The organism is Xanthomonas sp. 3058 (assembly GCF_014199765.1).
Classification (GTDB): Bacteria; Pseudomonadota; Gammaproteobacteria; order Xanthomonadales; family Xanthomonadaceae; genus Xanthomonas; species Xanthomonas campestris_B.
On the sequence record NZ_JACHOF010000005.1, the window covers coordinates 77,839 to 103,794 of the forward strand.

The 25,956-nt window shown below is 64.9% G+C and carries 19 protein-coding genes and 1 other RNA gene; 8 read left to right on the forward strand and 12 right to left on the reverse strand.

From position 1 onward, the window contains the following. Positions 1 to 6: 6 nt before the first annotated feature. From GGR61_RS09100 to GGR61_RS09130, 7 genes are all read right to left on the reverse strand, one after another. The gene (locus tag GGR61_RS09100) at positions 7 to 1,350 is read right to left on the reverse strand and encodes a sigma-54 dependent transcriptional regulator (protein WP_184621193.1); all 1,344 of its coding nucleotides are present in this window, start codon (positions 1,348 to 1,350) and stop codon (positions 7 to 9) included. A gap of 108 nt (positions 1,351 to 1,458) precedes the next feature. Then, positions 1,459 to 2,694 carry an FtsX-like permease family protein gene (locus GGR61_RS09105; RefSeq protein ID WP_184621194.1) on the reverse strand — a complete coding sequence of 412 codons (1,236 nt, stop codon included), beginning with the start codon at positions 2,692 to 2,694 and terminating at the stop codon, positions 1,459 to 1,461. A gap of 1 nt (position 2,695) precedes the next feature. After that, positions 2,696 to 4,024 (reverse strand): ABC transporter permease, encoded by a 1,329-nt coding sequence (locus GGR61_RS09110; protein WP_184621195.1) that lies wholly within the window; start codon positions 4,022 to 4,024, stop codon positions 2,696 to 2,698. Positions 4,025 to 4,066: 42 nt separating this feature from the next. Beyond that, positions 4,067 to 5,293, reverse strand: coding sequence for an FtsX-like permease family protein (locus GGR61_RS09115; protein WP_184621196.1), 1,227 nt, complete (start codon positions 5,291 to 5,293; stop codon positions 4,067 to 4,069). 64 nt (positions 5,294 to 5,357) lie between these two features. Continuing rightward, positions 5,358 to 6,656: an ABC transporter permease gene (locus GGR61_RS09120; protein WP_184621197.1), complete on the reverse strand. Its 1,299-nt coding sequence runs from the start codon at positions 6,654 to 6,656 to the stop codon at positions 5,358 to 5,360. 83 nt (positions 6,657 to 6,739) lie between these two features. Beyond that, positions 6,740 to 7,462 (reverse strand): ABC transporter ATP-binding protein, encoded by a 723-nt coding sequence (locus GGR61_RS09125; RefSeq protein ID WP_101362174.1) that lies wholly within the window; start codon positions 7,460 to 7,462, stop codon positions 6,740 to 6,742. A 161-nt stretch (positions 7,463 to 7,623) separates the two neighbouring features. Beyond that, on the reverse strand, positions 7,624 to 8,895 hold the full coding sequence (locus tag GGR61_RS09130) for an efflux RND transporter periplasmic adaptor subunit (RefSeq protein ID WP_184621198.1): 1,272 nt from the start codon (positions 8,893 to 8,895) through the stop codon (positions 7,624 to 7,626). A 203-nt stretch (positions 8,896 to 9,098) separates the two neighbouring features. Between GGR61_RS09130 and glmS the strand changes: the two genes are divergently transcribed. Continuing rightward, positions 9,099 to 10,928 carry a glutamine--fructose-6-phosphate transaminase (isomerizing) gene (gene glmS / locus GGR61_RS09135; RefSeq protein ID WP_184409189.1) on the forward strand — a complete coding sequence of 610 codons (1,830 nt, stop codon included), beginning with the start codon at positions 9,099 to 9,101 and terminating at the stop codon, positions 10,926 to 10,928. A gap of 192 nt (positions 10,929 to 11,120) precedes the next feature. Here the strand turns inward: glmS and GGR61_RS09140 are convergent, their stop codons facing one another. Further along, entirely contained in the window at positions 11,121 to 13,472 is a 2,352-nt protein-coding gene (locus tag GGR61_RS09140) for a hypothetical protein (protein ID WP_184621199.1), read from the reverse strand. A gap of 781 nt (positions 13,473 to 14,253) precedes the next feature. Between GGR61_RS09140 and GGR61_RS09145 the strand changes: the two genes are divergently transcribed. Both GGR61_RS09145 and GGR61_RS09150 read left to right on the forward strand, forming a co-directional pair. Continuing rightward, complete coding sequence (locus tag GGR61_RS09145) at positions 14,254 to 14,727, forward strand: hypothetical protein (protein ID WP_184408842.1); 474 nt, start codon at positions 14,254 to 14,256, stop codon at positions 14,725 to 14,727. Between the two features lie 237 nt (positions 14,728 to 14,964). Beyond that, positions 14,965 to 16,113: a hypothetical protein gene (locus tag GGR61_RS09150; protein WP_184621200.1), complete on the forward strand. Its 1,149-nt coding sequence runs from the start codon at positions 14,965 to 14,967 to the stop codon at positions 16,111 to 16,113. 163 nt (positions 16,114 to 16,276) lie between these two features. On the opposite strand, the gene gloA is transcribed toward GGR61_RS09150, so the two are convergent. From gloA to GGR61_RS09170, 4 genes are all read right to left on the reverse strand, one after another. Then, positions 16,277 to 16,801 carry a lactoylglutathione lyase gene (gloA, locus tag GGR61_RS09155; protein WP_184408840.1) on the reverse strand — a complete coding sequence of 175 codons (525 nt, stop codon included), beginning with the start codon at positions 16,799 to 16,801 and terminating at the stop codon, positions 16,277 to 16,279. Between the two features lie 213 nt (positions 16,802 to 17,014). After that, the gene (locus GGR61_RS09160) at positions 17,015 to 18,286 is read right to left on the reverse strand and encodes a copper resistance protein B (protein WP_184621201.1); all 1,272 of its coding nucleotides are present in this window, start codon (positions 18,284 to 18,286) and stop codon (positions 17,015 to 17,017) included. Then, positions 18,283 to 20,070 (reverse strand): copper resistance system multicopper oxidase, encoded by a 1,788-nt coding sequence (locus GGR61_RS09165; protein ID WP_184621202.1) that lies wholly within the window; start codon positions 20,068 to 20,070, stop codon positions 18,283 to 18,285. Before GGR61_RS09165 ends, GGR61_RS09160 begins: the two co-directional genes overlap by 4 nt. 100 nt (positions 20,071 to 20,170) lie before the next feature. Further along, entirely contained in the window at positions 20,171 to 20,587 is a 417-nt protein-coding gene (locus GGR61_RS09170) for a CopL family metal-binding regulatory protein (protein ID WP_184621203.1), read from the reverse strand. A gap of 133 nt (positions 20,588 to 20,720) precedes the next feature. Between GGR61_RS09170 and GGR61_RS09175 the strand changes: the two genes are divergently transcribed. The 5 genes from GGR61_RS09175 to GGR61_RS09195 all read left to right on the forward strand — a co-directional run bounded on the left by GGR61_RS09175 (position 20,721) and on the right by GGR61_RS09195 (position 25,819). Continuing rightward, positions 20,721 to 21,824: a PLP-dependent cysteine synthase family protein gene (locus tag GGR61_RS09175; RefSeq protein ID WP_184408837.1), complete on the forward strand. Its 1,104-nt coding sequence runs from the start codon at positions 20,721 to 20,723 to the stop codon at positions 21,822 to 21,824. Positions 21,825 to 21,899: 75 nt separating this feature from the next. Next, positions 21,900 to 21,975: non-coding RNA, sX9 sRNA (locus tag GGR61_RS09180), on the forward strand. A gap of 44 nt (positions 21,976 to 22,019) precedes the next feature. Beyond that, entirely contained in the window at positions 22,020 to 24,044 is a 2,025-nt protein-coding gene (locus GGR61_RS09185; protein ID WP_184621204.1) for a M3 family metallopeptidase, read from the forward strand. A 169-nt stretch (positions 24,045 to 24,213) separates the two neighbouring features. Continuing rightward, positions 24,214 to 24,825: an SH3 domain-containing protein gene (locus tag GGR61_RS09190; protein WP_221237342.1), complete on the forward strand. Its 612-nt coding sequence runs from the start codon at positions 24,214 to 24,216 to the stop codon at positions 24,823 to 24,825. Between the two features lie 310 nt (positions 24,826 to 25,135). Next, complete coding sequence (locus GGR61_RS09195; RefSeq protein WP_184621206.1) at positions 25,136 to 25,819, forward strand: SH3 domain-containing protein; 684 nt, start codon at positions 25,136 to 25,138, stop codon at positions 25,817 to 25,819. Positions 25,820 to 25,956 lie beyond the last annotated feature (137 nt).

Below are 25,956 nucleotides of genomic sequence, written 5' to 3' on the forward strand. Positions count from 1 at the left end.
CGGGACTCATTCCGAAGTGATGCCGTAGCGGTCCATGCGACGGTACAGCGCCTGCCGGCTCAATCCCAGCTCGGCGGCAGCCTGGGCGATGACGCCCTGGGCGCGCGCCAGTGCCTGCTCGATGCGGGCGCGATCCGGCTCGCCGGCTGCGGGCGCGGCCGGGCGTGGCGCAGTGGTGCGCGGCAAGTTCAGGTCGCTGGCTTCGATGCGCGCACCTTGCGCAAGCAGGGACGCACGTTGCAGCACATTGCGCAGCTCGCGCACATTGCCCGGCCAGGGGTGTCGCTGCAAGGCATCACGCGCCTGCGTGGACAGCGGTTTTTCGCCGGCCAGGAAGTGTTCGGCCAACGGCCCGATATCGCCGGGGCGTTCGGCCAGTGCGGGCAGGGCGATTTCCACGGTGTTGAGGCGGTAGTACAGGTCTTCGCGGAAGCTGCCATCGCGGATCATCGCCTGTAGATCGGCGTTGGTGGCGCTGACCACGCGCACCTTGGCGTGCCGTTCGCGGTTGGAGCCCAGGCGCTCGTAGCGGCCGGTTTCCAGCACGCGCAGCAACTTCATCTGCCCGGCCAACGGCAGGTTGCCAATTTCGTCCAGGAACAGGGTGCCGCCGTCGGCCGCTTCGAACTTGCCTTCGCGTGCCTTGTTGGCGCCGGTGTAGGCGCCGGCTTCGGCGCCGAACAATTCGGCCTCGATCAATTCGCCAGGCAGCGCACCGCAGTTGAGTGCGATAAACGGGCCATTTTTTGCCGGCGAGTTGGCCTGGATGATCTCGGCGATCTTCTCCTTGCCGCTGCCGTTGGGGCCGGTGATCAGCACCGGCAGCGCCGAGCGCGCGACCTGGCAGGCGAGCGCGATCGCGCGTTCGCTGGCCGGGTCGGCAAACACGGCGCCACGCAGATCGTAACGCTGGGTCAGTTGTTCGCGGCCACGTCGCTCACGCTCGCGACGGCGCTCCAGTTCGCGGCGCGCTTCGGAGAGTTCCAGCAGGTTGTTGACCGTGGTCAGCAGCTTGGTGTCGTCCCAGGGCTTGGCGATGTAGTCGGCGGCACCGGCCTTGACCAGGCCTACCGCGCTGCCCAGATGGGTCCAGGCGGTGAGCAGGATCACCGGCAGATCCGGGTGGCGCTGACGGATCTGGGTGAACAAGGCTTCGCCTTCCTCGCCGGAGGTGGTGTCGGCGCTGAAGTTCATGTCCTGGATCACCAGGTCGAACCCCTGCTCGTCCAGCAGCGCCAATCCGGCCTGCGGAGAATGCGCGTGCCGTGCATCGATGTCGTGCAGCGAAAACAGCACCTCCAGCGCAGTGGCCACGGCGGTGTTGTCGTCGATGATCAGGATCTGCGGCATCGGAAGCCTTGTCGGGTTGCGGTCATAAACGAGCGAACGGAGCAAGCAGCACGCATCATCGCAGCCACGCGAGGGATTGTCGTGCCGTTGTCGGGCCGCTCGGGTGGCTCATGCCGTGCGCGTGGCCACCGCAGGTGCCACCGCTGCGGCGCGCCGTGCTGGCCATAGCACCGCGAGCTGGCCGAGCAACAACAGGGCCACCGCGCCGGCTGGCACGTACATCGGCGGCAAGCGGACAGCGTCGTAGCGAAGCATCAGCCATTGGTTGAGCAGCAGCGCCAGCAGCATGCCCAACGCGCTGCCGCTGCCGACGATCAGCATATTCTCTGCCTGGAAGTAGCGCAGGATGTCGCGGCGGGTCGCTCCGATGGCGCGGCGGATACCGATCTGCCGGCGACGCTGTTGCACCCAGAAACTGGCCAGTCCTGCGATGCCCAGCGCGGTGACGAACAGCAGGCCCGTGGTGGCCGCAAGCAACAGGCCGATCATCGTCGTGTCGCGCTGGAAATAGCGTGCGCGCACCTGCGCAAAACTGCGTTGCTTGTCGGCGGGGATGATCCGCAGCGGTCCTGATGTGGCAAGCACGACAGCCGCCTGCGCCAATACGCGGCGGCGATCTTGCGGGGCGCTGCGCAGCAGATAGTGCGTCTGATTGCCGGTGGGTAGCTGCGGCGACAAGGCGACCAGATGATCGAGCTCGGCCTTGCGCAGTCTCGGCCGCAGCACATCCTCCACCACGCCGACGACCGTGCTTCGGCTCTCCCATCCGTAGAGTGTCTTGCCGACCGCCACTTGCCCCGGCCACAGTTGCTGTGCCAGCGCGCGGGTAATGATGGTCGCGCTCGGCGTGGAGGTCGAGTACTCGGCCGGATGGAAATCGCGGCCGGCGATCAGGCGCGCGCCCAGGGCCTGCACAAACCCGGGTGAACCGGTGTAAGCGCTGACATCCACGCAGCCGGCAGCGCCGCTCGAACGGAGTGCGATCGCGCGCTCCAATGCGCGCTGATCGGCACAGATGCCGCTGTCGTCGGCACCGCCCGACAGCGGAAGGGTCGCGCCGATCGCGGTGGCCGCCGTGACGCCGGGGATGCCGCGCAGCGCGATCACGTCGGCTTGCCATTGTGCTTGCGCATCGGCCTTGTTGTTTAGGCCGCGCACGGAGATCAGCGAGACTTCGTCTTCGGGCAGGCCGCTCGGCGTCCGCAGCCTGTCGACCCGGTCGCCGATCAAAAAGACCGCGTTGGTGACGAAGGCGCAGCTGAGTGCCACCTGCAAGGCCAACAGCCCGGCGGTGAGCCGGTGATGTGCCAGGCTGGAAAGCATCGGGCGAAGTGGTACGCGCATCTCAGACGTCCTTGATCTGCAGGGCCGGATTGACGCGGCTGGCCCGCCACGCCGGCAGCAGCCCGGCCAACAGGGCGGCTACGATGGCCAGCACGACGGTGCTCAGCAGCATGGGCGTATCGAGATGGGCCAGCGCGGCATAGTCGTCGGGGCGCTGGCGCACACTCCAAAGCCCTGCCTGGGCAATGGCGATGCCCAGCAAGCCGCCCAATCCTCCGATCAACGCTGCTTCGGTGGCGAACTGCAGCAACACGTGGTGGCGTCGAGCGCCGAGCGCACGACGCACGCCGATTTCCCCACTGCGCCGCAAAAACTTTGCCAGCAACAAGGCGACCACGTTGATCAGGCAGACCCACAGAAATCCCAGTGCCAACAGCGTCTGCAGGCGCAGGTCATCCGGCACCATCTGCAGGTGCGCCAGCCAACCCATCAGCGAATACAGGCGGGCCGTCTGTGGCGGGCGCTGAAAGCGGCCGCTGGCATATTGGGTCGCGGCGTAGTCGTAGAGAAAACGCTCGTAGGCAGCGACTTGCTGTGGGGTATCCAGCTGCGCCCAGAACTGCAGCCAGCTGGTGGAGGGGCTTTCGAGTTGCTTGACGCCACTGTCGCTGCGCGTCTCCCAATTGCTGATGCTGTTGCCGGTCGCCAGCTCCAGTTCCATCGCTGTCGATAGCGGAACAAAGAATTCGTCCTGATCACCGAAGGCACCCTTGCGGCCTGGATCGGCATAGAACAACGGTTGCGGATGCCATGTGCCAATGACACCGACGATGCGAAAGCCGACGCGCTGCTCGCCGATGGCGACCGTCTGGCCGATCGGGTCGCGCGACCCGAACAAGGTGTTCGCCAGCCGCTGGCTCAATACGATCAGGCGCGCATGATTCTGGTCGTCGTGGGTGCTCCAGCTGTTCCCCTGTTGTAGCGGGATGCCGAACAACGTAAAGAACGCTGCCGTTGTATAGCGGCCGTTGAGGTCGAGCGGCGCTGTGGCGGCCTGCATCGGCCAGATCAGCGATTGTCCGCTCGCCATTGCCGCTTGATGGACAGCCGGCGCTGCCCGCAGCAAGGCCATTGCATCCGGCCATGTCAGGTTGTCGGAGGGGTCGCCCCATTCCTGCGCACGGGGAAGGTCGGTTGGTAACGGGTCCAGGTGCGGCGTGTAGAGCACCTGACTTTTTGCCGGCAACGGGTCGCGCGACATGACATGCAGCACGGTCAGCATGGTCATGCTCGCACCAATGCCCAGACCGATTGCCAGCACCATCAGTGCGCTGGCAATCGGGGTGCGCCACAGGCTACGCCACGCCAGCCGCAGGCAATAGCGGAACATCACCGAAGACCTTTGCTGGTGTCGATCGGCATCCGGGTCATCTCACGCGCTACGCGTGGCCACTGCCGGCGGCACCAGCGCGGCGCGGCGGGCGGGCCAGAACACCGCGATCTGGCCCAGCACCCAAAGCAGCAGCGCGCCGATCGGCAGATACAGCAGTGGCAGGCGTGGTAGCTCGTAGCGGGCCATCAACCAGACATTGATCGAGTAAGCCAGCAACATGCCGAGCACGATACCGACCGAGGCCAGCAGAAAGTTTTCGATCTGGAAATAGCGCAGGATCTGGCCGCGTGTGGCGCCCAGTGCGCGGCGGATACCAATTTGTTTGGTGCGTTGTTGTACCCAGAAGCTGGCCAGGCCAACGATGCCCAGTGCGGTGACGATCAGTAGCGCGATGCACACAGCACCGAGCAGCCAGACCATCGCGCGGTCACTCTGGAAGTATTCGTCGCGGATCTCGGCATAGGTCTGCTGTTTCAGCACCAGGCGGCTGCTGTCCACCTTCATCAGCGCCGCAGTCGCCGCGGTGAGCACTTCCTGGCGCCGCGCCGGGTCGGTGACGCGCAGCACGTACAGGCCCTTGGTGTAGTTCAGGCGCAGCGGCAGCAGCATCGCGTAGTCGATCTCGGCCAGGCCGCTGGTCGCGGCCGGCCGCGCCAGCGTGTCGACGATGCCGACCACGCGCACCGGGATCTGTCCGATATAGAGGGTCTTGCCGAGGGCATTCTGCCCGGGGAACATCTTCTCCGCGGTGGCGCGATTGAGAATGATGGCGGTACCTTTTTTCTGCGCGTCCCTGTCGGTTTTCGCGATTTCCAGATCGAGGTATTCGTCGGGCGTGAAGTCGCGCCCGCCCACCAACTGCAGCCCCAGGGTCTGCAGCGTGCCTTCCTCGGCCATGTACTGCGCCCCGTTGAGGGTGGGCCGCTCCTGGTCCGGGGTCAGCGACAGGCTGGTGTTCGAGGAGTAGTGCACGAACGGCACCTGGTTGAGCACGGTCGCGTTGCGCACGCCCGGCACGGCGCGCAACGCGGCCAGATCCTCGCGGGTGCGCGCGGCCGCATTGACCTGCTGGCCGATGCCGCCGAGCGAGACCGTCACCAGTTCCGACTCGGCGATGCCGCTGGGCCGGTGCAGGGTCTCGATGCGGTTGCCGATCAGGAACAGCGCATTGCAGACGATCGCGCAGGCCAGCGCGATCTCGAGCACGATCAGCGCGGCGGCGGTCTTGTGCCGGCGCAGGGTGGAAAGGATGGGGCGGATGTCCATGGAGATAACCTTGTGAGGGACCTTCGTTGGCGGTCTGCCCGCCGCCGTGCGGCGGGGGCGATGATCAGGACGATTTGAGCTGCAGCGCCGGCGCCACCTGGATCGCGCGCCAGGCCGGCAGCAGGCCGGCCAGCAGACTGGCGGCCAGGGCCAGGGCGAAGGTCAGTGCCAGCATCGTAGGGTCCAGATGGGCGAGCTTGGCGTAGCTGGAGGGCTGCTGGCGCACGGCCCACAGGCCGAGCACGGCCAGGCCGAGACCGGCGATGCCGCCGGCCAGGCCGATGGTGCCGGCTTCGACCAGACACTGCGCGAAGATCGCACGGCGCGAGGCGCCCAGCGCGCGGCGCACGCCGATCTCGCCGCTGCGGCGCAGGAACTTGGCCAGCAGCAGACCGACGGTATTGAGCAGGCATACCAAAAGAAAACCCATCGCCAGCCACAGCTGCAGGCGCACGTCGCCCGGCACCACTTCGTTGTGGTCCAGCCACTGCATCACGTTGCGCAGGCGCACGTTGTTCGGACGCTGGAAGCGGCCGGCGGCGCGCTGCTGGTTGGAGTAGTTCTCTAGGTAGGCCTTGTAATCGGCGGCCTGCGCCGGGCTCTCCAATTCCGCCCAGTACTGCATCCAGGTGCAAGGCGCATTGAGCGAGGTCTGATCGCCGTTGCTGTCGCCGAAGCAGTTCATGTTGCCGTTGCGGTCTATCTTCAGGTCCATCGCGACTGAGAACGGCAGGTAGGCCTGTTCGTCCGAACCGTAAGTGTTGGTGATGTCGTAGAAGCGCGGATTGGGGGCCCAGGTGTCCAGCACGCCGACGATGCGGAACGTGTTCTGGTCCATGCGCAGTTCGCGGCCGACGCTGTTGGCGCCGTCGTACAGCTTCTCGTTGAGCTTCTTGCTGATGACCGCCACCCGCTCGTGGCGTTCGTCTTCCGTACCGGTCCAGCCGTGGCCGTACAGGAACGGCGTGTCGAACATCGGGAAGAAATCCGCTGAGGTAAGCCGTACTTCCGACTTGAACGGTTTCAGCCCGCTCCTGAGCGGCTCGATCGCCGCCGACCCGCCGGTCATGATCGCCTGCCGCTTGGCGCGTTTCTCGCGCAGCAGCGTTTCGGCGTCGTAGCGCGTGTTCTGGAAGTCCGGCTCCTCGCCGGGCTGGAAGCCGGCCTTCGGCTGCGCATCGACCTGCACGTAGAACAGCCGGTCGCTCTTCTGCGGGATCGGATCGCCGGAGAGCACGTAGAACACGGTCAGCGTGGTCATGCTGGCGCCGATGCCAAGCGCGATGGCCAGCACCATCAGCGCGGTGAGGACCTTGTTGCGGCGGAAGCTGCGCAAGGCGAGGCGGAAGTAATAGCCGAACATGAGGTGGCTCCGGGTCGGGCGCTGCAGGTAGCGACGATGGGTGGGATGGCGATGGCGCGCAGCGCCGGGCCGGTTGCGTTCGCTCAGCGCGCGACGTTGGGGTTGGCGCCGATCGCGGCGTGCCCCAGCACCGGTTCGCGCTGCAGGTCAGTGGCCTGGCCATCGACGATGTGCACGTTGCGCTGCGCGCGCGCGGCCAGTTCCGGATCGTGGGTGACCATGACGATGGTCGAACCTTGCGCGTTGATTTCTTCCAGCAGTTCCATCACCCCGCGCGCCATCTGCGAGTCCAGGTTGCCGGTCGGTTCATCGGCCAGCAGCAGGCGCGGGCTACCGGCCAGCGCACGCGCGATCGCCGCGCGCTGTTGCTGGCCGCCTGACAGCTCGGACGGGTAATGCTTCATCCGCGAACCCAGCCCGACCCGGCCCAGCGCGTCCTCGATGCGCCGCTTGCGCTCGGCCGCGGCCATGCCGCGGTAGCGCAGCGGCACATCGACGTTGTCGAACAGGTTGAGATCGGGGATCAGGTTGAAGCCCTGGAAGATGAAGCCGATCTTCTGGTTGCGCAGGCGCGAACGCGCGTCGTCGGACAGATGGCTGACGTCTTCGCCGTCGAGCAGGTATTGCCCGCTGGTGAAAGTCTCCAGCAGCCCGGCCAGGTTGAGGAAGGTGGTCTTGCCCGAGCCGGAAGGGCCGGTGACCGCAACGAATTCGCCTTCGCGCACATGCAGGTCCAGCGAGCGCAGCGCGTGCGTTTCCACCTGTTCGGTACGGAAGACCTTGGAGACCGATTGCATCTTGAGCATTGCCGAGTCCTTGCAAAAAGAGGAGTGCGAACGGGATTCAGGGTGGCCAGCAATGCGTGGCGAGTAGTCGCCAGGCGGTTGCGGACGCGGAATCTGCAGGTGTTACATGAGGCTTCCGGGCACCTGCCGCACGGCGCGCGCGGGCAGATGGATCGCCGCGCTCAGTGAACGGTGACGCGTGGTGCATCGCCAAAGTTATCCGCGCCCGCCACCACCACACGGTCGCCGACCTGCAGCCCGGACAGCACCTGCACCTCGCCCAGGCTGCTGACGCCCATGCGCACGGGGCGGCGCACCGCGGTGTTGCCGTCCATCACGTAGGCGTAGCTGCCGCCGGATTGTTCGACGAACGGGCCGCGTTCGACCTTGAGCACATTGCGCCGCGTGTCCATCACCACGCGCGCGCTCATGCGCTGGCTCTGGCGCAGGCCCGGCGGCTGCTTGTCGGTGAAGCGGATACGTGCGGTGACTTCGCCATTGACCACTTCCGGCGATACCGCCGAGATGGCGCCCGGAAACGGCTCGCCGCTGCCGCTGGTGAGCTGCGCGGGCATGCCGATCGCCAGATCGCGCGCGAAGCTTTCCGGCACCTTGATCTCCACTTCGAAGTTGGACAGATCCACCACGCCCAGGATCGGCGCGTTAGCGGCGACTTGTGTGTGCTGCACCGCTTGTACCTGGCCGACCTGACCATCGAACGGCGATAGCAGCGTGAGCGCATCTACCTGGCGCTGCACCTCGGCCACTACCGCGCGTTGGCGATCCGCCAGCAGGCGCTTGTTGCGCGAATCCAGATCCGCGCCCTGGCTCTTCAATGAGGCATCGCGCTGGGCGTGCTGCAGGTCGATGTCGGTCTTCTTCAAGGTGTCCTGCGCCTTGGCCAACTCCACTTGCGGCACGGCGCCACCGTCATAACCGCGCTGGTAGCGTTCCAGGTCGCGTGCGGCTGCCTGCTTGTCGATCTTGGCCTGGTCGGTGAGCTTGCTGGCGTTGGCACGCGCCAGGTTCGCGTCCAGGGCGGTGCGGCTGGATTCGGCTTCCAGGCCGGCCAGCGTGGCCTGCTCCTGCGCCAGCTTGCTGCGCAGCTCGGGGCTGTCGATGCGCGCCAGCTCCTGGCCCTGCTTGACCACGTCGCCGGCCACCACGCTCAGCGTCACCGTGCCGGCGGAGATGGCGTACAGCACCGGGCTGTTGGCGGCGATGACGCGGCCATCGGCGGCGATGTCGCGCACCAGGTCGCCCTGGCCGACCGTGGCGATACGCACCCGGCCGGCATCGAACGAGCGACTGCCGGCGCTCCATGCGCTGACCGCCCAGCCGATGCCGGCCAGCACCGCCACCACGCCGATGCCGGGCCACAGCCAACGCCGCCATGGCGCGCCCTGGGCGGGTGTACGGAGAACCTGATCCTGGGCAGAAGTATCGCGAATCATATCGGCTGGCTTGATGGCGTCACTGCGTTGAAGCAGAACCTGTGCCAGTTCTCAAGTTGTTGAAATACATGTGTTTTGTGCGCCAGCTGCCGGTGTCCGCGATGTCCGCGGACACCGGCGCGGACACGCTGTCCGGGCACGGTCATGGAGTGGACAAGATCGGACACGTTAAACTGAGTGGCTTATTTCTCAAGGGTTGGCCTATGTGCGGCATTGTCGGAGCGATCGCCGGGCGCGACGTGGTTCCGGTCCTGATCGAAGGACTCAAGCGCCTGGAATACCGCGGCTACGATTCTTCCGGCATCGCGGTACTCGATGGCGCGCAGGTACGCCGCGTGCGCCGCACCGGACGCGTGGCCGAGATGGCGCAGGCGGCGCAGGCCGAGCAGTTCGGCGCGACGCTGGGCATCGGCCACACGCGCTGGGCCACCCACGGCGGTGTCACCGAGGCGAATGCGCACCCGCATATCAGTGCCGGCGTGGCACTGGTGCATAACGGCATCATCGAAAACCACGAGCAGCAGCGCGAGAAGCTGCGCGCGCTCGGTTACACCTTCGAGTCGCAGACCGATACCGAAGTCATCGCGCATCTGATCCATCACCATCTGGCCGATGCGGGCGATCTACTCAGCGCACTGCAGCGCACAGTGAAGGAACTCACCGGCGCCTACGCGCTGGCGGTAATGAGCCAGGCCGAACCGGAGCGTTTCGTCTGCGCGCGCATGGGCTGCCCGTTGCTGATCGGCGTGGGCGAGGGCGAGAACTTCGTCGCCTCCGACGTCTCGGCCATCGTGCAGGCCACCCGCCAGGTGATCTTCCTGGAAGAGGGCGACACGGCCGAATTGCGCCGCGACGGCGTGCGGATCTTCGATGGCAACGATGCGCCGGTCCAACGCCCGCTGCATCTGTCGGATGTGTCGCTGGCCTCGCTGGAACTGGGCCCGTTCCGCCACTTCATGCAGAAGGAAATCCACGAGCAGCCGCGCGCGCTTGCCGATACCATCGAGGCGGCGATCGATGCGAAAGGATTTCCTGCCTCTTTGTTCGGCGCGCATGCCGAAGCGGTGTTGCGCGATATCGAAGGCGTGCAGATCCTGGCATGCGGCACCAGTTACTACGCCGGCATGACCGCGCGCTACTGGATCGAGGCCATTGCCGGTTTGCCGTGCAGCGTGGAGATCGCCAGCGAATACCGCTATCGCGCCGCCTATGCCAACCCCAAACATCTGATCGTCACCATCTCTCAATCCGGCGAAACGCTGGACACGATGGAGGCGCTGAAATACGCCAAATCGCTGGGGCATCTGCACACGCTGTCGATCTGCAACGTGCCGGAAAGCGCCATCCCACGCGCCAGCGAACTGGTCTGCTACACGCGTGCCGGCGCCGAGATCGGGGTGGCCTCGACCAAGGCATTCACCACGCAGCTTGCGGTGCTGTTCCAGCTGACCATGGTGCTGGGCAAGTTGCAGGGGCGCATCAGCGCGGCAGAAGAAGCCGATTATCTGGAACAGTTGCGTTTTCTGCCTGGCAGCGTGCAGCACGCCTTGAATCTGGAGCCACAGATCGTGGCCTGGGCCGAGCGTTTCTCACCGAAGCAAAACGCGCTGTTTCTCGGCCGTGGCCTGCATTACCCGATCGCGCTGGAAGGCGCGCTCAAGCTCAAGGAAATCTCCTATATCCACGCCGAGGCGTATCCGGCCGGTGAGTTGAAGCATGGCCCGCTGGCGCTGGTGGACGCGGCGATGCCGGTGGTGGTGATCGCCCCCAACGATCGCCTGCTGGAAAAGGTCAAGTCCAACATGCAGGAAGTACGCGCGCGTGGTGGCGAGCTGTTCGTGTTCGCCGACCAGGACAGTCACTTCAGCGAATCCGAAGGCGTGCACGTGATCCGTACCCCGCGCCACGCCGGCGTGCTGTCACCGGTGATCCATACCATCCCGGTGCAGTTGCTGGCCTATCACACCGCGCTGGCACGCGGCACCGATGTGGACAAGCCACGGAATCTGGCCAAGTCGGTGACGGTGGAGTAAGCGCGGCGCGTCGAAGGGCTGCGCTCATTGCACGATGGGCGCACCCAATGCCCGGAATCCTGCCGACGACTGCCTGCTACGGTGTGTTATCCACTCCACGCTGTGGGTGCAGCGCGCTGATTTGCGCGCGTGAGGCGATGAGCCGGTACGTTGCGACCCAAGGGGCACGCAACGTACCGGCAAACATCCGCGTTACGGCACCACCAGATTGCCGTTGTCCGGGCGTGGCTCATTCATGATGACCGGCGACGTTTGCCCGCTTGCCGTACGGTTGCCTCGGATCAATGCGTCCTTGACGTTTTCGTTCTGAATGCGGACCTCCGGGGTGATGTTGTTCTCGATCAGCGAGTTCTTCACCCGATCCCAAAGGCCCACGCTGCCAGTTGCGCCTGCAGCGAAGCGGTTATTGCGGATGATGCCGGTGTTGGTGACCGCATCGGTGTACCAGGCGTTTTCTCGATTGCCTTCGCTGATCATCAGGTTGCTTCCCTGCAGGTTGAATACTGCCGTCTGGCCATCGATCGAGGACGGGTTGGCAACCGCATCTGCAGTAATTTCATTATTGAGCATCTGCGAATGCCAGCCTGCCAGTAGCGAGTTGGCATCGGTATAAAACCCGGTGGGCTGCACGATTCCAGCACCAAAGCGATGCAGCCGGTTGTATGCATGGATGACGTCGGCGGATGGAAAGAAGTTGGTGATCGGGCCAGCGCCACCATGGTCGTTATTGACGAACAACATCCGCCCATTGGTCGTCACGATGGTGACGATGGAGCTCTGATCGGGCGGGATGTCCCATGCACGGTCCAGGTTCACGCGGTTGCCCAGCGGCGATGCATTGCCCATCAGATAACGCGTCTGGCCAGCCCCCTTGCCGGAGACAATCATCACCGAGTTGCCATCGGGATCGCACAGATACGGAACGTCTTTTGCATTGCTGGCCAACGTCAGCGTCGTGCCAGAGCTGGCAGCGACCTTGCCAAGATAGTTGCCGATGCCTTCGTCCATCGTCAGCTGCCAGGTCTGCTGCGCATCCTGCGGATACTGGCTGGCATTGTCTGCGTAATACACATCACGACCAGGCGCAGCAAAGCCCAGTTCCGACGGCGTCTTGTGGTACGGCGCACCGGCGGAGATGTGCTGGTTGTGCGTGATGAGCGCGTTCTGCACATCGTGATTGAAGGTCAGTGCCAGCTCGTGCCAACGCAGTGTGTTGTTTTGCACGGTGGCGCCGTACACATGCTTATCCATGGTGATCGGCTTGCTGGCGGTGATGTCGTTTCCGCTGATCTGCAGGTTGGACACATTACTCGCCTGGATGCCGGTCGTCAGCGGCCCGCTGGCCGTGCGATCGGTTTGCCTGCCGAGGGTGAGCCGGATATCGCGCACGAAGGGGACCGAGCGCAGATCCGTCAGCGGCATATGCTCGAACACGATGCCGGTTCCTTCGCGCATGGCGGGCGCTTCGATGGCCAGGTCGCGTATGCCAAACAGGTTGGTGGCCCAGTTGATCTGCTGATCGCACTTGGGTTGACGTGGCGGCGTGTAAAAGATGCCGTTGCCCTTGAACAACGTGGTGTTATTGGCAATCGGAAAGGACAGCACCGTGGCGTCCTTGCCCGCGCCAGCGATCACCACATGGTTGGGAATCTTCTGATCGAATCCTTGTGCGTATTGCCGGGACAAGGTGTATCTGCCGGCGGGAATCGAGACCACCCCCCCGTTGGCCGCGCAGGCCAGTGCCTCGGCAAAGCTCGCATCATCCGGTGCGCCATTGCCGATCGCCGGGGCCACCCTGCACTGAGTGTTGGGCCAGTTAGTCGGATAGGCGATGCTGACGGTGGTGATGGTGCGACGCGGAGCGGTGCGATCTGCGCCGACACCGAAATTCTGATAGCGGCTCCATGCGCTTGGGCCGCCGGAGCCGTTATGCAAATACAACTCGTAATCGCCTTCGGGCATGTCGGCCGGAATGGCGAAGCTCTGTGCGTACATGCCTTCTTTGGGGTTGGATTCGTCGGCGATCAGGATGCGTTGCACGGTGCCATTCCTGACCAGCGCAAGCTGCACAGGCTGGGTCGATGCCGACATCCTGCCCAATGCGGTGCCGAACACATTGAGCCTGCCACGCGGCGATGCACCACTGCCGACATTGCCCTGCACGAACCAGATGTCCGGGGCATTCACCAGCGTCGTCGCACCCGCACCGTTGCCGGTGACGATCTGATACGCGTAGACGCCACGCGCGATATCGGGAAGTTGGAACTTGAGCGATTGCTCGGTAGCCTGGATCGGAGTCACGCTGCTCCAGCCATTGTTGGCGCTGTCTGCTGTCTCCAGCGGATTGCCTGCCGCGCTATCGTCGAGCCGGGTAAGCCGCACTGTCGCGGTGGGACTGATGTTGCCGCCGCTGACCACCACCGTCTCGTCGCGATCGACCGGTTGTGATGCCCAGAACGTGATCGCGGTGCCGGCAGGTACTTCTGCCGGGCCTGGATAGGCCGCAGATGCAGGAGAGATCACCGCGCCTGCGCGTGCACGCATCCCCGGCGTGCCTGATTGTGGCGACGCATCGCCATCGCTAGTTGAAAGGAATAGTGTCGATGCGAGTAACGCAATGAACGTGGACGTTTTTACAACCATCTCGAATGACTCCTGATACGGAAGCAAACATCTTCCGGAAGGCGCGAGCGCGCGCAAAACACGCGTCGTGATCTCGCATGGCAGTTTTGCGGCCGTCGATGGAGGAAGGCACAGGCTGGGCGTCATGCATGCGCATGTTGCCGTTGCAATCGCAGAACTATGGTGTCCAGTTGCGTGGGGCTTGCCGGGCAGCGGCCATCCTAGAGATACGCACGCGTTTGAATGCGAACAGGGATCACACAGTTGGGTTCGTTTGACGCCAATGTCTCACGGCGCGAGCCAAGTCACTTTTTCGGACCGATCATGCGGTGGTGACGGTTTCGCCAACATGCCGAGGCATCGGTATAGCGAGGTGGGACAGAACCGCACGGTCATTGCGATGGGGATGCGGTTTGATGCCACTGGCATGGTGCATGCGCCACCAGCTGGCCTACCTCGTGACAGGAGCCGTGTTGTGTGCCTTGTGTTCCAGCGGTATGTGCAAGTAAGCGGCGCGTCGCGGGGGGTAACATCTCCCGTCTCGCTGCAAGGATGTCGCAAATGCGGATGGCATGGCTCCTCGCTATCGATTGCTCAGGATCGTGGGCACTGCTCGCGTTAGCGCTCGGTAACCGGCAGTGCTAACAGTCTGGCCCGGAATATGCTTCTGTCTTGCCGAGGGTCCCACCACGCAGGAGGACGTATGCACGAGTCTTTCAAACAGGGCGCGCCGGCCGAGTTGTGGCAAGCGTTGGTACGTGAGGCGGGGCAGCGGATTGCACGTCCGCTGGACGAATCACGCGAGCACTATCTGGTGTTTGTGTTGCTGCGCTTTCAGCGCGATGCGCATTTGCTCTCGCGCACGCAGGCGCTGGCGTGGCTGCACGCGCAGGATCAGGTTGGCAGCGTGCGTGCCGATGCATTGCGCGATGTCGGCGATGGCTGTCTGTTGATTGCCGGGCTGTTTCCGGGCGTGGCGCAGCGTCGTCGGCTCAGCGTGGACTACTTCATCGATCTGGGGCGCGGTGCCTATTTCGAAGTGGCCGACACGCGTTGCAGCGATGCCGGCCTGTTCGCGCAGCTGGCCGGGAGCTACCACGAACTGGTACGCACGCTCGCCGCCTTACGCACCCCGTGCAACTGGCAGCCGGGCGCAGGCGGGATCCTGCATGCCTGAGCAGTGATCGCAGGCAGGGCCGGTCCCGACACCCGCGTCGGGCCCGTCCTGACTGCGGTCGCCCTCTCGCTGGCGCACACTATCCCGGCAGGCAGATCTGCCGGGTGGGGTTGTGCCATACCCGGCAATCGATGTCCTGCATTGTTGATGGCCACAGCGTTGATGTGCCGTGGCACATCGGTCGCGCTGCATGGGGGACATGCAGCGCGTCGCAATCATCCATAGGGACGGGGATTCATGAAAACGTATATCGCGGCGGTGCTGCTGGCATTGCCTGGGCTTGCCATTGCGCAAGACCTGCCGCCGGGCTATGCCGGTGAAGGTGGAATGACGCTGCAGGAGATCGATCCTGCCATCTATGCCTATCACTACGACCACGGGTTCGTTGGCGAAGATGCGATGGGCTGGGATCCTGCACTGCAATTTGCCTGGTCGCGCATCGCTGCTGCCAAGGTGTGCGGCCAGCAGCCTGTCGAGCAGGAGGCCCTCGTTGCCAAGCTGGTCACGCAATACGGCCAGGATGCAGCTGTACATCAGGTCAGCGGCATCGGCTTTCACGAAGCGCAGATGCGTGCGTCCAGCGCGTTCTGTACAGCCACGCGTGGTGCAGAGGCCGTGGCCGTGATACCCGCATTTGCCGCCGGCGATTTTTCGACAGCGACAACGTATGCCGCCGCCGCAGCTGCGGGTACGGTGTCGGTTGCTACAACACAACAGCAATCCTCCCCGCAAACGCAGGGCGATGCCGGTGCGGTCGTTGCACCGTCGGCGGATTGGGCATTGCAGCTTCCGTTGCATTCCAGCATGCGTGTGGGTTCCAACGGTCTGCCTAATGGCGACGAGATGCTACGGGTGGTGCGGCGCGGGCACACTGGTGCGGCGGTGGGTCTGCAGATCGCCACTAGCCTGTTCGCGCGCGGCATCGCAGTGTCGGCCTTCGGCAAGGGCCAGCTGAAGGGCGAGAAGATGGAAGGCCTGGGCAACCCTGGCTATCAATTGCAGCGCGATGCGGTCAATGCGCACCTGAAGACCTACTTCACCGGGCATCCGGCAGCGCTGCCGGTGGATCCGTTCCCGCTGCAGGTGCTGATGTCGGATTGGTTGCTTGTCTACCAGAGCCTGGCCGACACCAAATCGCCTTACGAGCTGCGCTATGCAGTGACGATCGGCGGAGAGCGCAGCGGCCTTCTGAAGCGCAAGGCGAGCCCGGTCAATCTGGAGTGCGCGCCGACACCGCGTACCGCCTCGCTGGAAGAGTGGGAAGCGAACGACTACGCGCTGGTCAAAGAAGCCGCACAAGCCTACAGCGACGAATGCGCGGCGAAATTCGCCGAGCGGTTGCCGCAGTGGTTCCCGGACAGAGAGGCTGTTGCGACCTCGAACTGACACAACGCGCCGCGCTGCGTGCTGAGTGCGGGGCGTTTGTTCAACCAGGCGGGCAGTCATCCCTGCCGACACGCCCTGCCTGAGCACGCCGCTTTGCAGCAACTGCCGGCGACACACAGGTTTGAAATAAAAAGCCCGGAACGATTCCGGGCTTTTTGATGCGTTACGCCAGCGGCGTATTGGAAATGATCTCCACCCAGTAGCCATCCGGGTCCTTGATGAAGGCCAGGTGCTTCATGCGGCCGTCTTCCAGACGTTTCTGGTAAGGCACCTTGAGGCTGTCGAAACGCGCGCAGGCGGCGTGGATGTCAGGTACCGAGATGCAGATGTGGCCGAAGCCGCGCGGCTCGCTGTTGCCGTCGTGGTAGACCGGGCCGTCCTGGGTTTCGGTGCCGTGGTTGTGGGTGAGTTCGAGCACGCCGGGGATGCCGGCCATCCACAGGCGACGTGCGGCATCGTCGTCCGGGATTGCGGTGCCTTCGGGCAGCAGCGCCAGGAAGTACAGGCTGAACTGGGCATCGGCAAAGTCGCGCGCATCCAGCAGGCGAAAGCCCAGCACGCGTGTGTAGAAGTCCAGCGAACGCTGCGCATCCTTGACGCGCAGCATGGTGTGGTTGAACACGAAGCCGGCGGTGTCGGCGGGCGCGGTGCTGGCGCCGGGGACGTGTTGCAGATCGGTCAAAGGCATTGCGGTTTCCTTGTTGAAATCGGGAGGCAGGTCAGCGCTGCAGTGGACACCGATGTTAGCGAGGCAATGGTCGTCGGCGTGTCTGCATTGCGCAAGTTGGCGGTCTGGCCGCCATGGGTCGTGGCCGGTCGTTGGGGATGCCTGCAGCTGCACGCGTGCAGGCGGTGCGTATGGGCGTGGTGATTGGCGCCCATGCGCACCACTGTGGCTATCTCAGAACCAGATGCGCACGCCGGCAACGAACCGGCTGTCGCGTTCCGGTTCGTCGTCCATCGGGGCGCGTCGGGCAGTGTCGCCGAAGCGGCGGCTGTGGACCCAGCCGACGTATGGCGCAAAACGACGGGTGATTTCGTAGCGCAGCCGCAGGCCGACCTCGACCTGCTCCAGTCCGGTGTCCACGCCGCGCCGGTCATCGTCGGTGAGGGCGATGTTGGCTTCCACGCGCGGTTGCAGGATCAGGCGGTTGGTGAGCAGCACCTCGTATTCGCCCTCCAATCGCAATGCCGCGCGGCTGCCGCCACCGACGTAGAGCGTGGCGTCGGTTTCGAACTTGTAGGGCGCCAGCCCCTGCACGCCGAAGACCGCCCAGCTGCGCTGCTCGCCCGCTCCGATGTCCTGGCGTGCACCCACCAGCAGATCCCACCATGGCGAGACGGCATGACCGTAAAACGCCTCGATCGCTGCATCCTCGCTGCGTCCGGCATGCCGCTCGCCTTCGCTGCGTAGCCACACCCGGTCGATGTCGCCACCGATCCACGCACGTGCTTCCCACCCCTGGCCGCTGCCGCGATCGGTGTCGGAGGCTTCCAGTCGATCGAGCAGGACATAGTGGTTGATGCCTGGTGCGTGCATCGCGTGGCGGTGCAATGGCACGAACGCCGCAGCGATCTCTTCGGCAGTGGGTTCCGGAATCGGCTCGCGCGGCAGCGCGGCACCGGCAAGCGATGCCGTGGGGGGCGTCTGTGCGTTGCTGGGCGGCGCATGCCCCATCTGCATGTGATCCATCGATCCATGCGGCATCGACGCGTGATCCATTGCACCGTGGTCCGTGTTCGCCTGCGGCTGGTGGGTGTGGTCCGGTTGTGGGTTCGGAGAGGTCGCGTGTGCGGCATGCTGGTCATCAACGTGCTGCATGCCTGCGTGACGCATCGATGCAGGCGATGCGGACACGTCGTCTTGCCCCGGGCGTTGCGCAGGCGTGCTGTCCGCAAGGTTGGCGACTGGCGATGCAGCGCTGGAGTGCTGCGGATGCGCATGCTCCATCTGCATCGCATCTGCGCTCTTGCGCGCAGATGGCGGCGATGCATTTGTCGCGCCAGAGGCCTGTGGCTTGGCTGCCGTTGCCTGGTCGGCGCCGTACATTGCAGCTGCGCCATCGTCGTGCGCAGGTCCATCCATCGCCGCATGCACATGTTCTTGCGCAGCAGCCGATGCGCTCAGCAGCAGCGCGATCATCAACCGATAGTGGGTGCCGGGCGCGCTCATGCGTCCACCCGTACTTCGCGCATCATGCCCGCTTCCATGTGGTACAGCAGGTGGCAGTGATAGGCCCAGCGGCCCAGTGCATCGGCGCGGACGCGATAGCTGCGGCGTGTGCCGGGCGGCATGTCGATGGTGTGCTTGCGCACCTGGAAATTGCCGTCGGCGTCTTCCAGGTCGCTCCACATGCCGTGCAGATGGATGGGGTGCTGCATCATGGTGTCGTTGACCAGCACGATGCGCAGCCGCTCGCCGTACTGCAGGCGCAAGGGCTCTGCCGAAGCGAAGGCAATGCCATCGAACGACCATGCGAACTTTTCCATATGCCCGGTCAGGTGCAACTCGATCTCGCGGCCGGGCTCGCGGCCGTCCGGGTCGTCGAACAGGCTGTGCAGGTCGGCGTAGCGCAGCACCCGGCGGCCGTTGTCGCGCAGGCCAACACCGGGATCGTCCAGGCGCGGCGCAGTGGCGTTGCTGCGCATGTCGATCAAGGGATTGCCATCTTCGCTGGCAGGGTGGTGTGGGGTCTTGTCGTGCGCATGCGCTGGGGCAGCGTCATGCGTGTGCAGGTCATGCCCCGCATGCGCGGCCTGCATCCCGGAGGCGCCGTGCATGGGCGGCATGTCATGGTGCATGCCGTCGCCGTGCCCCATGTCCTGCATGGTCAAGATCGCGCGCGGGTCCAGCGCAGGCATCGGCGCCTGCAACCCATGCCGCACCGCCAGCGTGCCGCAGGCGAATCCGGTGCGTCCCATGTCCTGCGCGAACATCGTAAACGCATCCTGGCCGATGGGTTCGACAAGCACATCGAAGGTTTCGGCCGCCGCAATGCGCAGTTCGTCCACGCTCACCGGGTGCACGTACTGCCCGTCGGCCGCCACCACGGTCATGCGCAGGCCGGGAATGCGGATGTCGAAGTAGGTCATCGACGAGCCGTTGATGAAACGCAGCAGCACCTTTTCGCCAGGCTTGAACAGCCCGGTCCAGTTGCCGGCTGGCGCGACGCCGTTGAGCAGGTAGGTGTAGGTGTTGGCATTGACGTCGGACAGGTCGGTCGGGGTCATGCGCATGCGCCCCCACATGCCGCGATCGGCCAGTGTTGCGCGCAAGCCATCTTCGCGCGCATCGCGCAGGAAATCGCCCACGGTCCGCTGCGCATAGTTGTCGTGGCTGGGCATCTGCTTGAGCCGACGGAACAGCGCGGCCGGGTCCAGATCGGTCCAGTCCGAGAGCAGCACCACATGCTCACGATCGTGCCGATATGGCGGCGGTATCAGCGGGTCGATGACGATCGCGCCGTATAACCCGCTCTGCTCCTGAAACATCGAATGGCTGTGGTACCAGTAGGTGCCGGATTGGCGTAGCGCGAAGCGATAGTGATATTCCTGCCCCGGCGCGATGCCATCGAAGCTCATGCCCGGCACGCCGTCCATATTGGCCGGCAGCAACAGGCCGTGCCAATGCACCGAGGTCGGTTGATCGGCCAGCGCGTTGCGCACGCGCACGCTCACCGTGTCGCCCTCGCGCCAGCGTAGCGTGGGGGCTGGCAGGCTCTGATTGACGGTGATGGCGGTGCGCGTGCGCCCGGTGATGTTGACCGGCATGCGGCCGATCTGCAGCGCCTGGTTGCTGCCGCGCAATACCGGCGTCACCGGCGTGGCCGCATGCGCCGCGCCGCGGCAGAGGCTGCCGGCTGCAGCAGCACCGCCCAGCGCAAGGCCTTGCACGAAGCGGCGCCGGCTCAGGCCGCCATGGGAGGGTGGATCGAAAGAAGAGGGATCGAACGACATGACATCTCCGACGCCATCCGCCAACGCGGCGGACACGGCGCACCGCTGAAAAGCCCGCGCAACACGCACGCGGGGCCGATGACGGCAACGCCGTCAGCGCTCAGGCGATGGGAGGTCGAACCGGTTGCTCGGGCATGGGGCTGCTGCGCCCCACGGCCAGCGTGGCAGGTAGTGCGGGCCGACCAGGTAGCCCCGCCGGGACTGCAGGCAAGGTCAGCAGGGCGAGGCTGCCGTGTTGCAGGCAGTCGCAGCTGCCCAGCTTGCAGCAATCGGCCGCATGCGCATGCTTGCCATCGTCGGGCAACGGCATCTGCGCCTGCGCCTGCGCCGGCATGGGCTCGTGGCAGGGCATCGCGGCCGACACGGGCGCATGCGCCATTTGCGCCCGTGCTGCGGTCGATGCCATTGCAGCCACTGCAGTCTGCGACATCGCCATGCCCACCGACGCCCACGCGCCGGTGGCCGTATTGGCAACCAGGCACAGGCACAGCAGCAGGCGGAGCAGGCAACGCAGCACGGCATTCAACGCAGGCGGGCAGGTGTGGCGAGCATAGCATCGGCTCCCAGCTGTCCGCCCGATGACCCGCCCGCCGTGGCTGCATGCCCGGCAGCGGTAGAATTGGGGTTTCCTTTCGCCGCACAGTGCCGCCATGTCGCAGCGCCAGTGGGTGGCCGCCGCCATCCAGAAGATCGAAGCCGATTTCAACCGTTCGGCCGACACCCACCTGATCCCGATGGCCTTGCCGGGGTATCCGGGCATCGACCTGTACTTCAAGGACGAGTCCAGCCACCCGACCGGCAGCCTCAAGCACCGGCTGGCACGCTCGCTGTTCCTGTATGCGCTGACCAATGGCTGGTTGCGCGCCGGGCGACCGGTGATCGAGGCATCCAGCGGTTCCACCGCCATTTCCGAGGCCTATTTCGCGCGCTTGCTGGGCGTGCCGTTCATCGCGGTGATGCCGGCCTCGACCTCGCCGGAAAAAATCGCCGCGATTCAGTTCCATGGCGGCCGCTGCCACCTGGTCGAGCGCGCCTGCGATCTGGACAGCGCCTCGCACCAGCTCGCCCGCGAAACCGGCGGGCATTTCATGGACCAGTTCACCTACGCCGAACGCGCCACCGACTGGCGTGCCAACAACAACATCGCCGAATCCATCTTCAAGCAGCTGTCCGAAGAGCCGCACCCGATTCCCGAGTGGATCGTCTGCAGCCCCGGGACCGGCGGCACCAGCGCCACCTTGGGGCGCTATGTGCGCTATCGGCGCCACGCCACCCGTATCCTGTGCGCCGACCCGGAAGTGTCGGTGTTCTTCGACGGCTATTGCCGTGCGGTGGAAGGGCACTGCCCCAAGGAACTGGCCATCACCGGCGGCTCGCGCATCGAAGGCATCGGCCGCCCGCGGGTAGAGTCCAGCTTCATCGCCAGCTGCGTGGATGAAATGATCAAGGTGCCCGATGCGCTGAGCCTGGCCGCGATGCGCCACGTCAGCGCCACGCTGGGCAAGCGCGTCGGCGGCTCCACCGGCACCAACTTCGTCGGTGTACTGCAGGCTGCGCAGCGCATGCGCGCGGCAGGCCGCACCGGCTCCATCGTCACCATCCTGTGCGATGCCGGCGAGCGTTACGCGCACAGTTATTACGATCCGGCCTGGTACGTGGCGCGCGACATCGACGTCACCGCCAGCGATGCGGCCATCGCCACTGCCGTGAATGGCGGCGAGTTGCCGACGCTGCCTTGTGCAGCGCTGGAATGACCGCCATCTCCTGGAGTGACGATCAACGCGACAGCGCTCACCGCCAGGCGGGCGCGATCGGTGTTCGGAATCGGCATGTGCCGCGCGTGCATACCGGTTCCTGCGTGCCGTCCGCATCCACCTGACAGCTGCTCGCCAGGTGTCGCCATCCCCTCTTTCTGTTCTTCCTGATCCAGTCCACCGCCGGAGCGCCCCATGACCAACCCGCTGCTCGACCTGTCCGGACTGCCGTCCTTCGATGCGATCCGCCCCGAACACGTGGGCCCGGCAATCGACCAACTGCTGGCCGAGGCCGAGGCCGCGGTGAAAGCGGCCGAGCAGGTCAGCCCGGTCAGCTGGGACAGCTTCGTGGTGCCGCTGGACGATGCCACCGAGCGGCTGTGGCGTGCGTGGGGGCAGGTGGGTCATCTGCAGGCGGTGGTCAATACACCCGAACTGCGCGAGGCCTACAACAGCAATCTGCCCAAGCTTAGCCGCTTCGGCAGTGCGCTGGCGCAGAATCTGGCGCTGTATGCGCAATACAAGGCCTTGGCCGCATCGCCGGAAGCCGCGCACTACGACGATGCACGCCGCAAGGTACTGGAGAATGCGTTGCGCGATTTCCGCCTCGGCGGTGCCGAGCTGGATGACGCGTCCAAGGCGCGGTTTGCGCAAGTCCAGGAAGACCTGTCAGCGCTGGCCGCCACGTTTTCGCAGAACGTGCTCGATGCCACCGATGCGTGGTCGTACCTGACCGAAGACCAGACCGAACTGTCTGGCCTGCCGGCCGAAGTCATCGCTGCCGCACGCGCTGCTGCGGAAAAAGACGGCATGCCGGGATGGAAGCTCACCTTGCAGATGCCGTGCTATCTGCCGGTGCAAACCGATGCGGACAATCGCGAACTGCGCGCGCGGCTGTATCGCGCCAATGCCGAGCGTGCCTCCGAGTTCGGCGATGCCGCGCTGGACAACAGCGCCAATATCGATCGCATCCTCGCCTTGCGCGCCGAGTTGGCGCAGCTGCTCGGGTTTGCCAGTTACGCGGAGTATTCGGTGGCCACCAAGATGGCGCAGAGCCCGGACGAAGTGATGGGCTTCCTGCGCGATCTGGCGGTGCGCGCCAAACCGCATGCGCAGCGCGATCGCGCCGAGCTCGAAGCCTTCGCCCGCGACGAACTGGGCCTGGACGAACTGCAAGCCTGGGATCTGGCCTACGCCTCGGAAAAACTCAAGCAGGCGCGCTACAGCTTCTCCGAGCAGGAAGTGAAGCAGTATTTCACCGAGCCGAAGGTGCTGGCCGGCCTGTTCGATGTGATCCACAGCCTGTATGGACTGAGTGTCGAACCCGATAGCGCCCCGGTCTGGCATGAGGATGTGCGTTTCTACCGTCTGCAGGATGCACAGGGCGCGCTGGTCGGCCAGTTCTATCTGGACCTGTACGCGCGCGAAGGCAAGCGTGGTGGCGCGTGGATGGACGATTGCCGCAACCGCCGCGAGACCGCCAACGGCGTGCAGACGCCGCTGGTGTATCTGGTGTGCAACTTCGGGCGTGGCAGTGGCGATACGCCGGCCACGTTCCGGCATGGCGAAGTCACCACGCTGTTCCATGAAATGGGCCACGGCCTGCATCAGTTGCTCACGCGCATCGGCGAGTTGGGCGTGGCCGGCATCAATGGTGTGGAATGGGATGCGGTGGAGCTGCCGAGCCAGTTCATGGAGAACTTCTGCTGGGAATGGGAGCGCGTGCAGGCGATGACCGCGCACGTGCAGACCGGCGAGCCGCTGCCACGCAATCTGTTCGATCGGCTGCTGGCCGCACGCAATTTCCAGAGCGGCATGTTCACCGTGCGGCAGCTGGAATTTGCACTGTTCGACATGCAACTGCACAGCAGCTTCGACCCCAGCCAGGACAACGTGCTGCAGCTGATCGAGCGCGTGCGCGACGAGGTGGCGGTCAATCGTCCGCCGACGTGGAATCGCTTCCCGCACCAGTTCAGCCACATCTTCGCCGGGGGGTACGCTGCCGGTTACTACAGCTACAAGTGGGCCGAAGTGCTCAGTGCCGATGCCTACGCCGCCTTCGAAGAAGCACCCGAACAGGTGGCCGATACCGGCGCACGCTTCCGCCATGAAGTGTTGTCGCGTGGCGGCAGCCGCAGTGCGGCCGACAACTTCCGCGCTTTCCGTGGCCGCGCGCCAACCATCGATGCGCTGCTGCGCCACAACGGCATGGCGGGCTAGGCCTGCCTTGCGCTGCGATGGTTCGAGGTGTCGCGTTCGTGTCGCGTTTAGGTTGCCTGCGTTACATGTGTCGCACCGGTGACCGCTGCGGTGGTCGGACCGGGTGAATGGATCAGGACACAGGGAGAACGCAATGACGCGAGGCTTGGCATGGATAACAGCAGGAGTGATGGCCGTGACCTTTCCGGTCGCGGCGCAACACGCCGGTCACGCCAATCGCGCGGCGGGCCTGCATGCCGGCCCTGACCCGCAATACCGGCGTGTGGGCGACGTCCAACCCGGCGGTGCGCTCAAGGTCTACGGTTGCCTGAAGAACGGGGCATGGTGCGATGTGCGCTCGCCCGATTCGCGCGGCTGGATGCCGGCGCAGGCCATCGCCCTGGATCGCGGCAGCGTGACCCGCGTAGTCCCGGTGGTGCCATTTTCGCTGGACACCTACTGGGATACGCATTATCGCGGCCGCGAATGGACCGTCGAGAGCGAGCGCGCTTACTGGCGCAGGCATGAGCCAGGCACTCCCCTGGCCCCGGGCATGATCGCGCGGCCCGCCGAGGGGAGTGTGCCGCCGCCGACCCTTGGCGCCGCGCCGCCGCCGCAGTGGGTGCCACCCGGCGAACGCATGTATCAGGCTCCGCCACCGGATGTCGTAAAGCGCAACCGCGAAAGAGAAGCACGCGAAAGCGATGCACGCATCCAGCGGGAACGTAAACGCTATGAGAACGATCCGCCCCAAACCGGTTGGTGGCCGCCGCGGCCTTACCAGCTGCAGGACCACAACTAGCGCGTGTTCTGTCGTTTGAGATGACAGACGTTGGCCGTCAGCGCTCCATCACATCGGTCCGAACAGCGATGTTGCATGTGTTGCGGCGAACCTGCACCACTGGATATCGCCATATTCATCATGCGCCTGGCGATGCGCTGCAGATCGTGTTGGAACCTGCGGGATCGCGGCCGGCGCTGCGCTGCCTTGCCGGGCGTTGGCCTGGTGGTGCGTTCGCGTTACGTTGAGGTTGCTTTCGCTGTATCTGCGCCCATCGCCGGTCCCGACGTGGTTGGATCGCGCGGAGTAATCGGAACATAAGGAGAATGCGATGACACGTCATCTGTCATGGATTGCAGGGGGGGTGATGGCGGTGGCCTTTCCGGTCGTGGCGCAACAGATCAGCCACGCTAGTAGCAGCACCAGTTTGCGCGCCGGCCCGGCCGCGGAATTCCGGCGCGTTGGCGATGTGCAGCAGGGCAATACGCTTCAGGTCTACGGTTGCCTGAAGAACACGATATGGTGCGATGTGCGTTCACCCGATTCGCGTGGCTGGATGCTGGCCAAGGACATTGCATTCGATCGCAAGGCGGTGACCCGCGTGGTGTCGTTTTCGCTCGATGACTACTGGGACGCGCATTATCGCGGCCGCGAATGGACCGTTGAGAGCGAACGTGCGTTGTGGCGCGGCTATGTGCCACGCGACTCTGTCAGCCTGGACATGATGGCGCCCAGTAACGACCCGGGCGCTGGCCCGGACACCATCGCAAAACGTCTCAAGCAAGAAACACTCGCAGAAGAAACCCGCGCAAACAACGAACGTACCGCGCGGGAGCGGGCGCAGATCGATGCATACCAGAGGTCGCGCATACGCATGGACAGGCAGCAGGACGAGCTCCATCGCTGCAAGCGATCGGGACTGGAGAGTAGTGCCGTGAAGAGCTGTATCGACGAGAAGCGTACCTCTTTCGAGAACGAAGAACGGCAACGTGAATTTTTCAAGCGTGACGATTAAGAGCAAACCGGTCGTGTGCAAGACGACCGGCTCGCACCGGGCGATCAGGTAGCAGGGCGCGTGCGATGACGCGACATCGGTCGTGCCTCGCTCGTCTCAGACACCTCAGGGTCATCACCACGCATGCCGACAAGGCC

What these genes read in the sequence shown, in the direction of transcription:
- GGR61_RS09100 (WP_184621193.1), bottom strand. Translation starts at nt 1,350, where the DNA reads ATGCCGCAGATCCTGATCATCGACGACAACACCGCCGTGGCCACTGCG.
- GGR61_RS09105 (WP_184621194.1), bottom strand. Translation starts at nt 2,694, where the DNA reads ATGCGCGTACCACTTCGCCCGATGCTTTCCAGCCTGGCACATCACCGG.
- GGR61_RS09110 (WP_184621195.1), bottom strand. Translation starts at nt 4,024, where the DNA reads ATGTTCCGCTATTGCCTGCGGCTGGCGTGGCGTAGCCTGTGGCGCACC.
- GGR61_RS09115 (WP_184621196.1), bottom strand. Translation starts at nt 5,293, where the DNA reads ATGGACATCCGCCCCATCCTTTCCACCCTGCGCCGGCACAAGACCGCC.
- GGR61_RS09120 (WP_184621197.1), bottom strand. Translation starts at nt 6,656, where the DNA reads ATGTTCGGCTATTACTTCCGCCTCGCCTTGCGCAGCTTCCGCCGCAAC.
- GGR61_RS09125 (WP_101362174.1), bottom strand. Translation starts at nt 7,462, where the DNA reads ATGCTCAAGATGCAATCGGTCTCCAAGGTCTTCCGTACCGAACAGGTG.
- GGR61_RS09130 (WP_184621198.1), bottom strand. Translation starts at nt 8,895, where the DNA reads ATGATTCGCGATACTTCTGCCCAGGATCAGGTTCTCCGTACACCCGCC.
- glmS (WP_184409189.1), top strand. Translation starts at nt 9,099, where the DNA reads ATGTGCGGCATTGTCGGAGCGATCGCCGGGCGCGACGTGGTTCCGGTC.
- GGR61_RS09140 (WP_184621199.1), bottom strand. Translation starts at nt 13,472, where the DNA reads ATGCGTGCACGCGCAGGCGCGGTGATCTCTCCTGCATCTGCGGCCTAT.
- GGR61_RS09145 (WP_184408842.1), top strand. Translation starts at nt 14,254, where the DNA reads ATGCACGAGTCTTTCAAACAGGGCGCGCCGGCCGAGTTGTGGCAAGCG.
- GGR61_RS09150 (WP_184621200.1), top strand. Translation starts at nt 14,965, where the DNA reads ATGAAAACGTATATCGCGGCGGTGCTGCTGGCATTGCCTGGGCTTGCC.
- gloA (WP_184408840.1), bottom strand. Translation starts at nt 16,801, where the DNA reads ATGCCTTTGACCGATCTGCAACACGTCCCCGGCGCCAGCACCGCGCCC.
- GGR61_RS09160 (WP_184621201.1), bottom strand. Translation starts at nt 18,286, where the DNA reads ATGAGCGCGCCCGGCACCCACTATCGGTTGATGATCGCGCTGCTGCTG.
- GGR61_RS09165 (WP_184621202.1), bottom strand. Translation starts at nt 20,070, where the DNA reads ATGTCGTTCGATCCCTCTTCTTTCGATCCACCCTCCCATGGCGGCCTG.
- GGR61_RS09175 (WP_184408837.1), top strand. Translation starts at nt 20,721, where the DNA reads ATGTCGCAGCGCCAGTGGGTGGCCGCCGCCATCCAGAAGATCGAAGCC.
- GGR61_RS09185 (WP_184621204.1), top strand. Translation starts at nt 22,020, where the DNA reads ATGACCAACCCGCTGCTCGACCTGTCCGGACTGCCGTCCTTCGATGCG.
- GGR61_RS09190 (WP_221237342.1), top strand. Translation starts at nt 24,214, where the DNA reads ATGGCCGTGACCTTTCCGGTCGCGGCGCAACACGCCGGTCACGCCAAT.
- GGR61_RS09195 (WP_184621206.1), top strand. Translation starts at nt 25,136, where the DNA reads ATGACACGTCATCTGTCATGGATTGCAGGGGGGGTGATGGCGGTGGCC.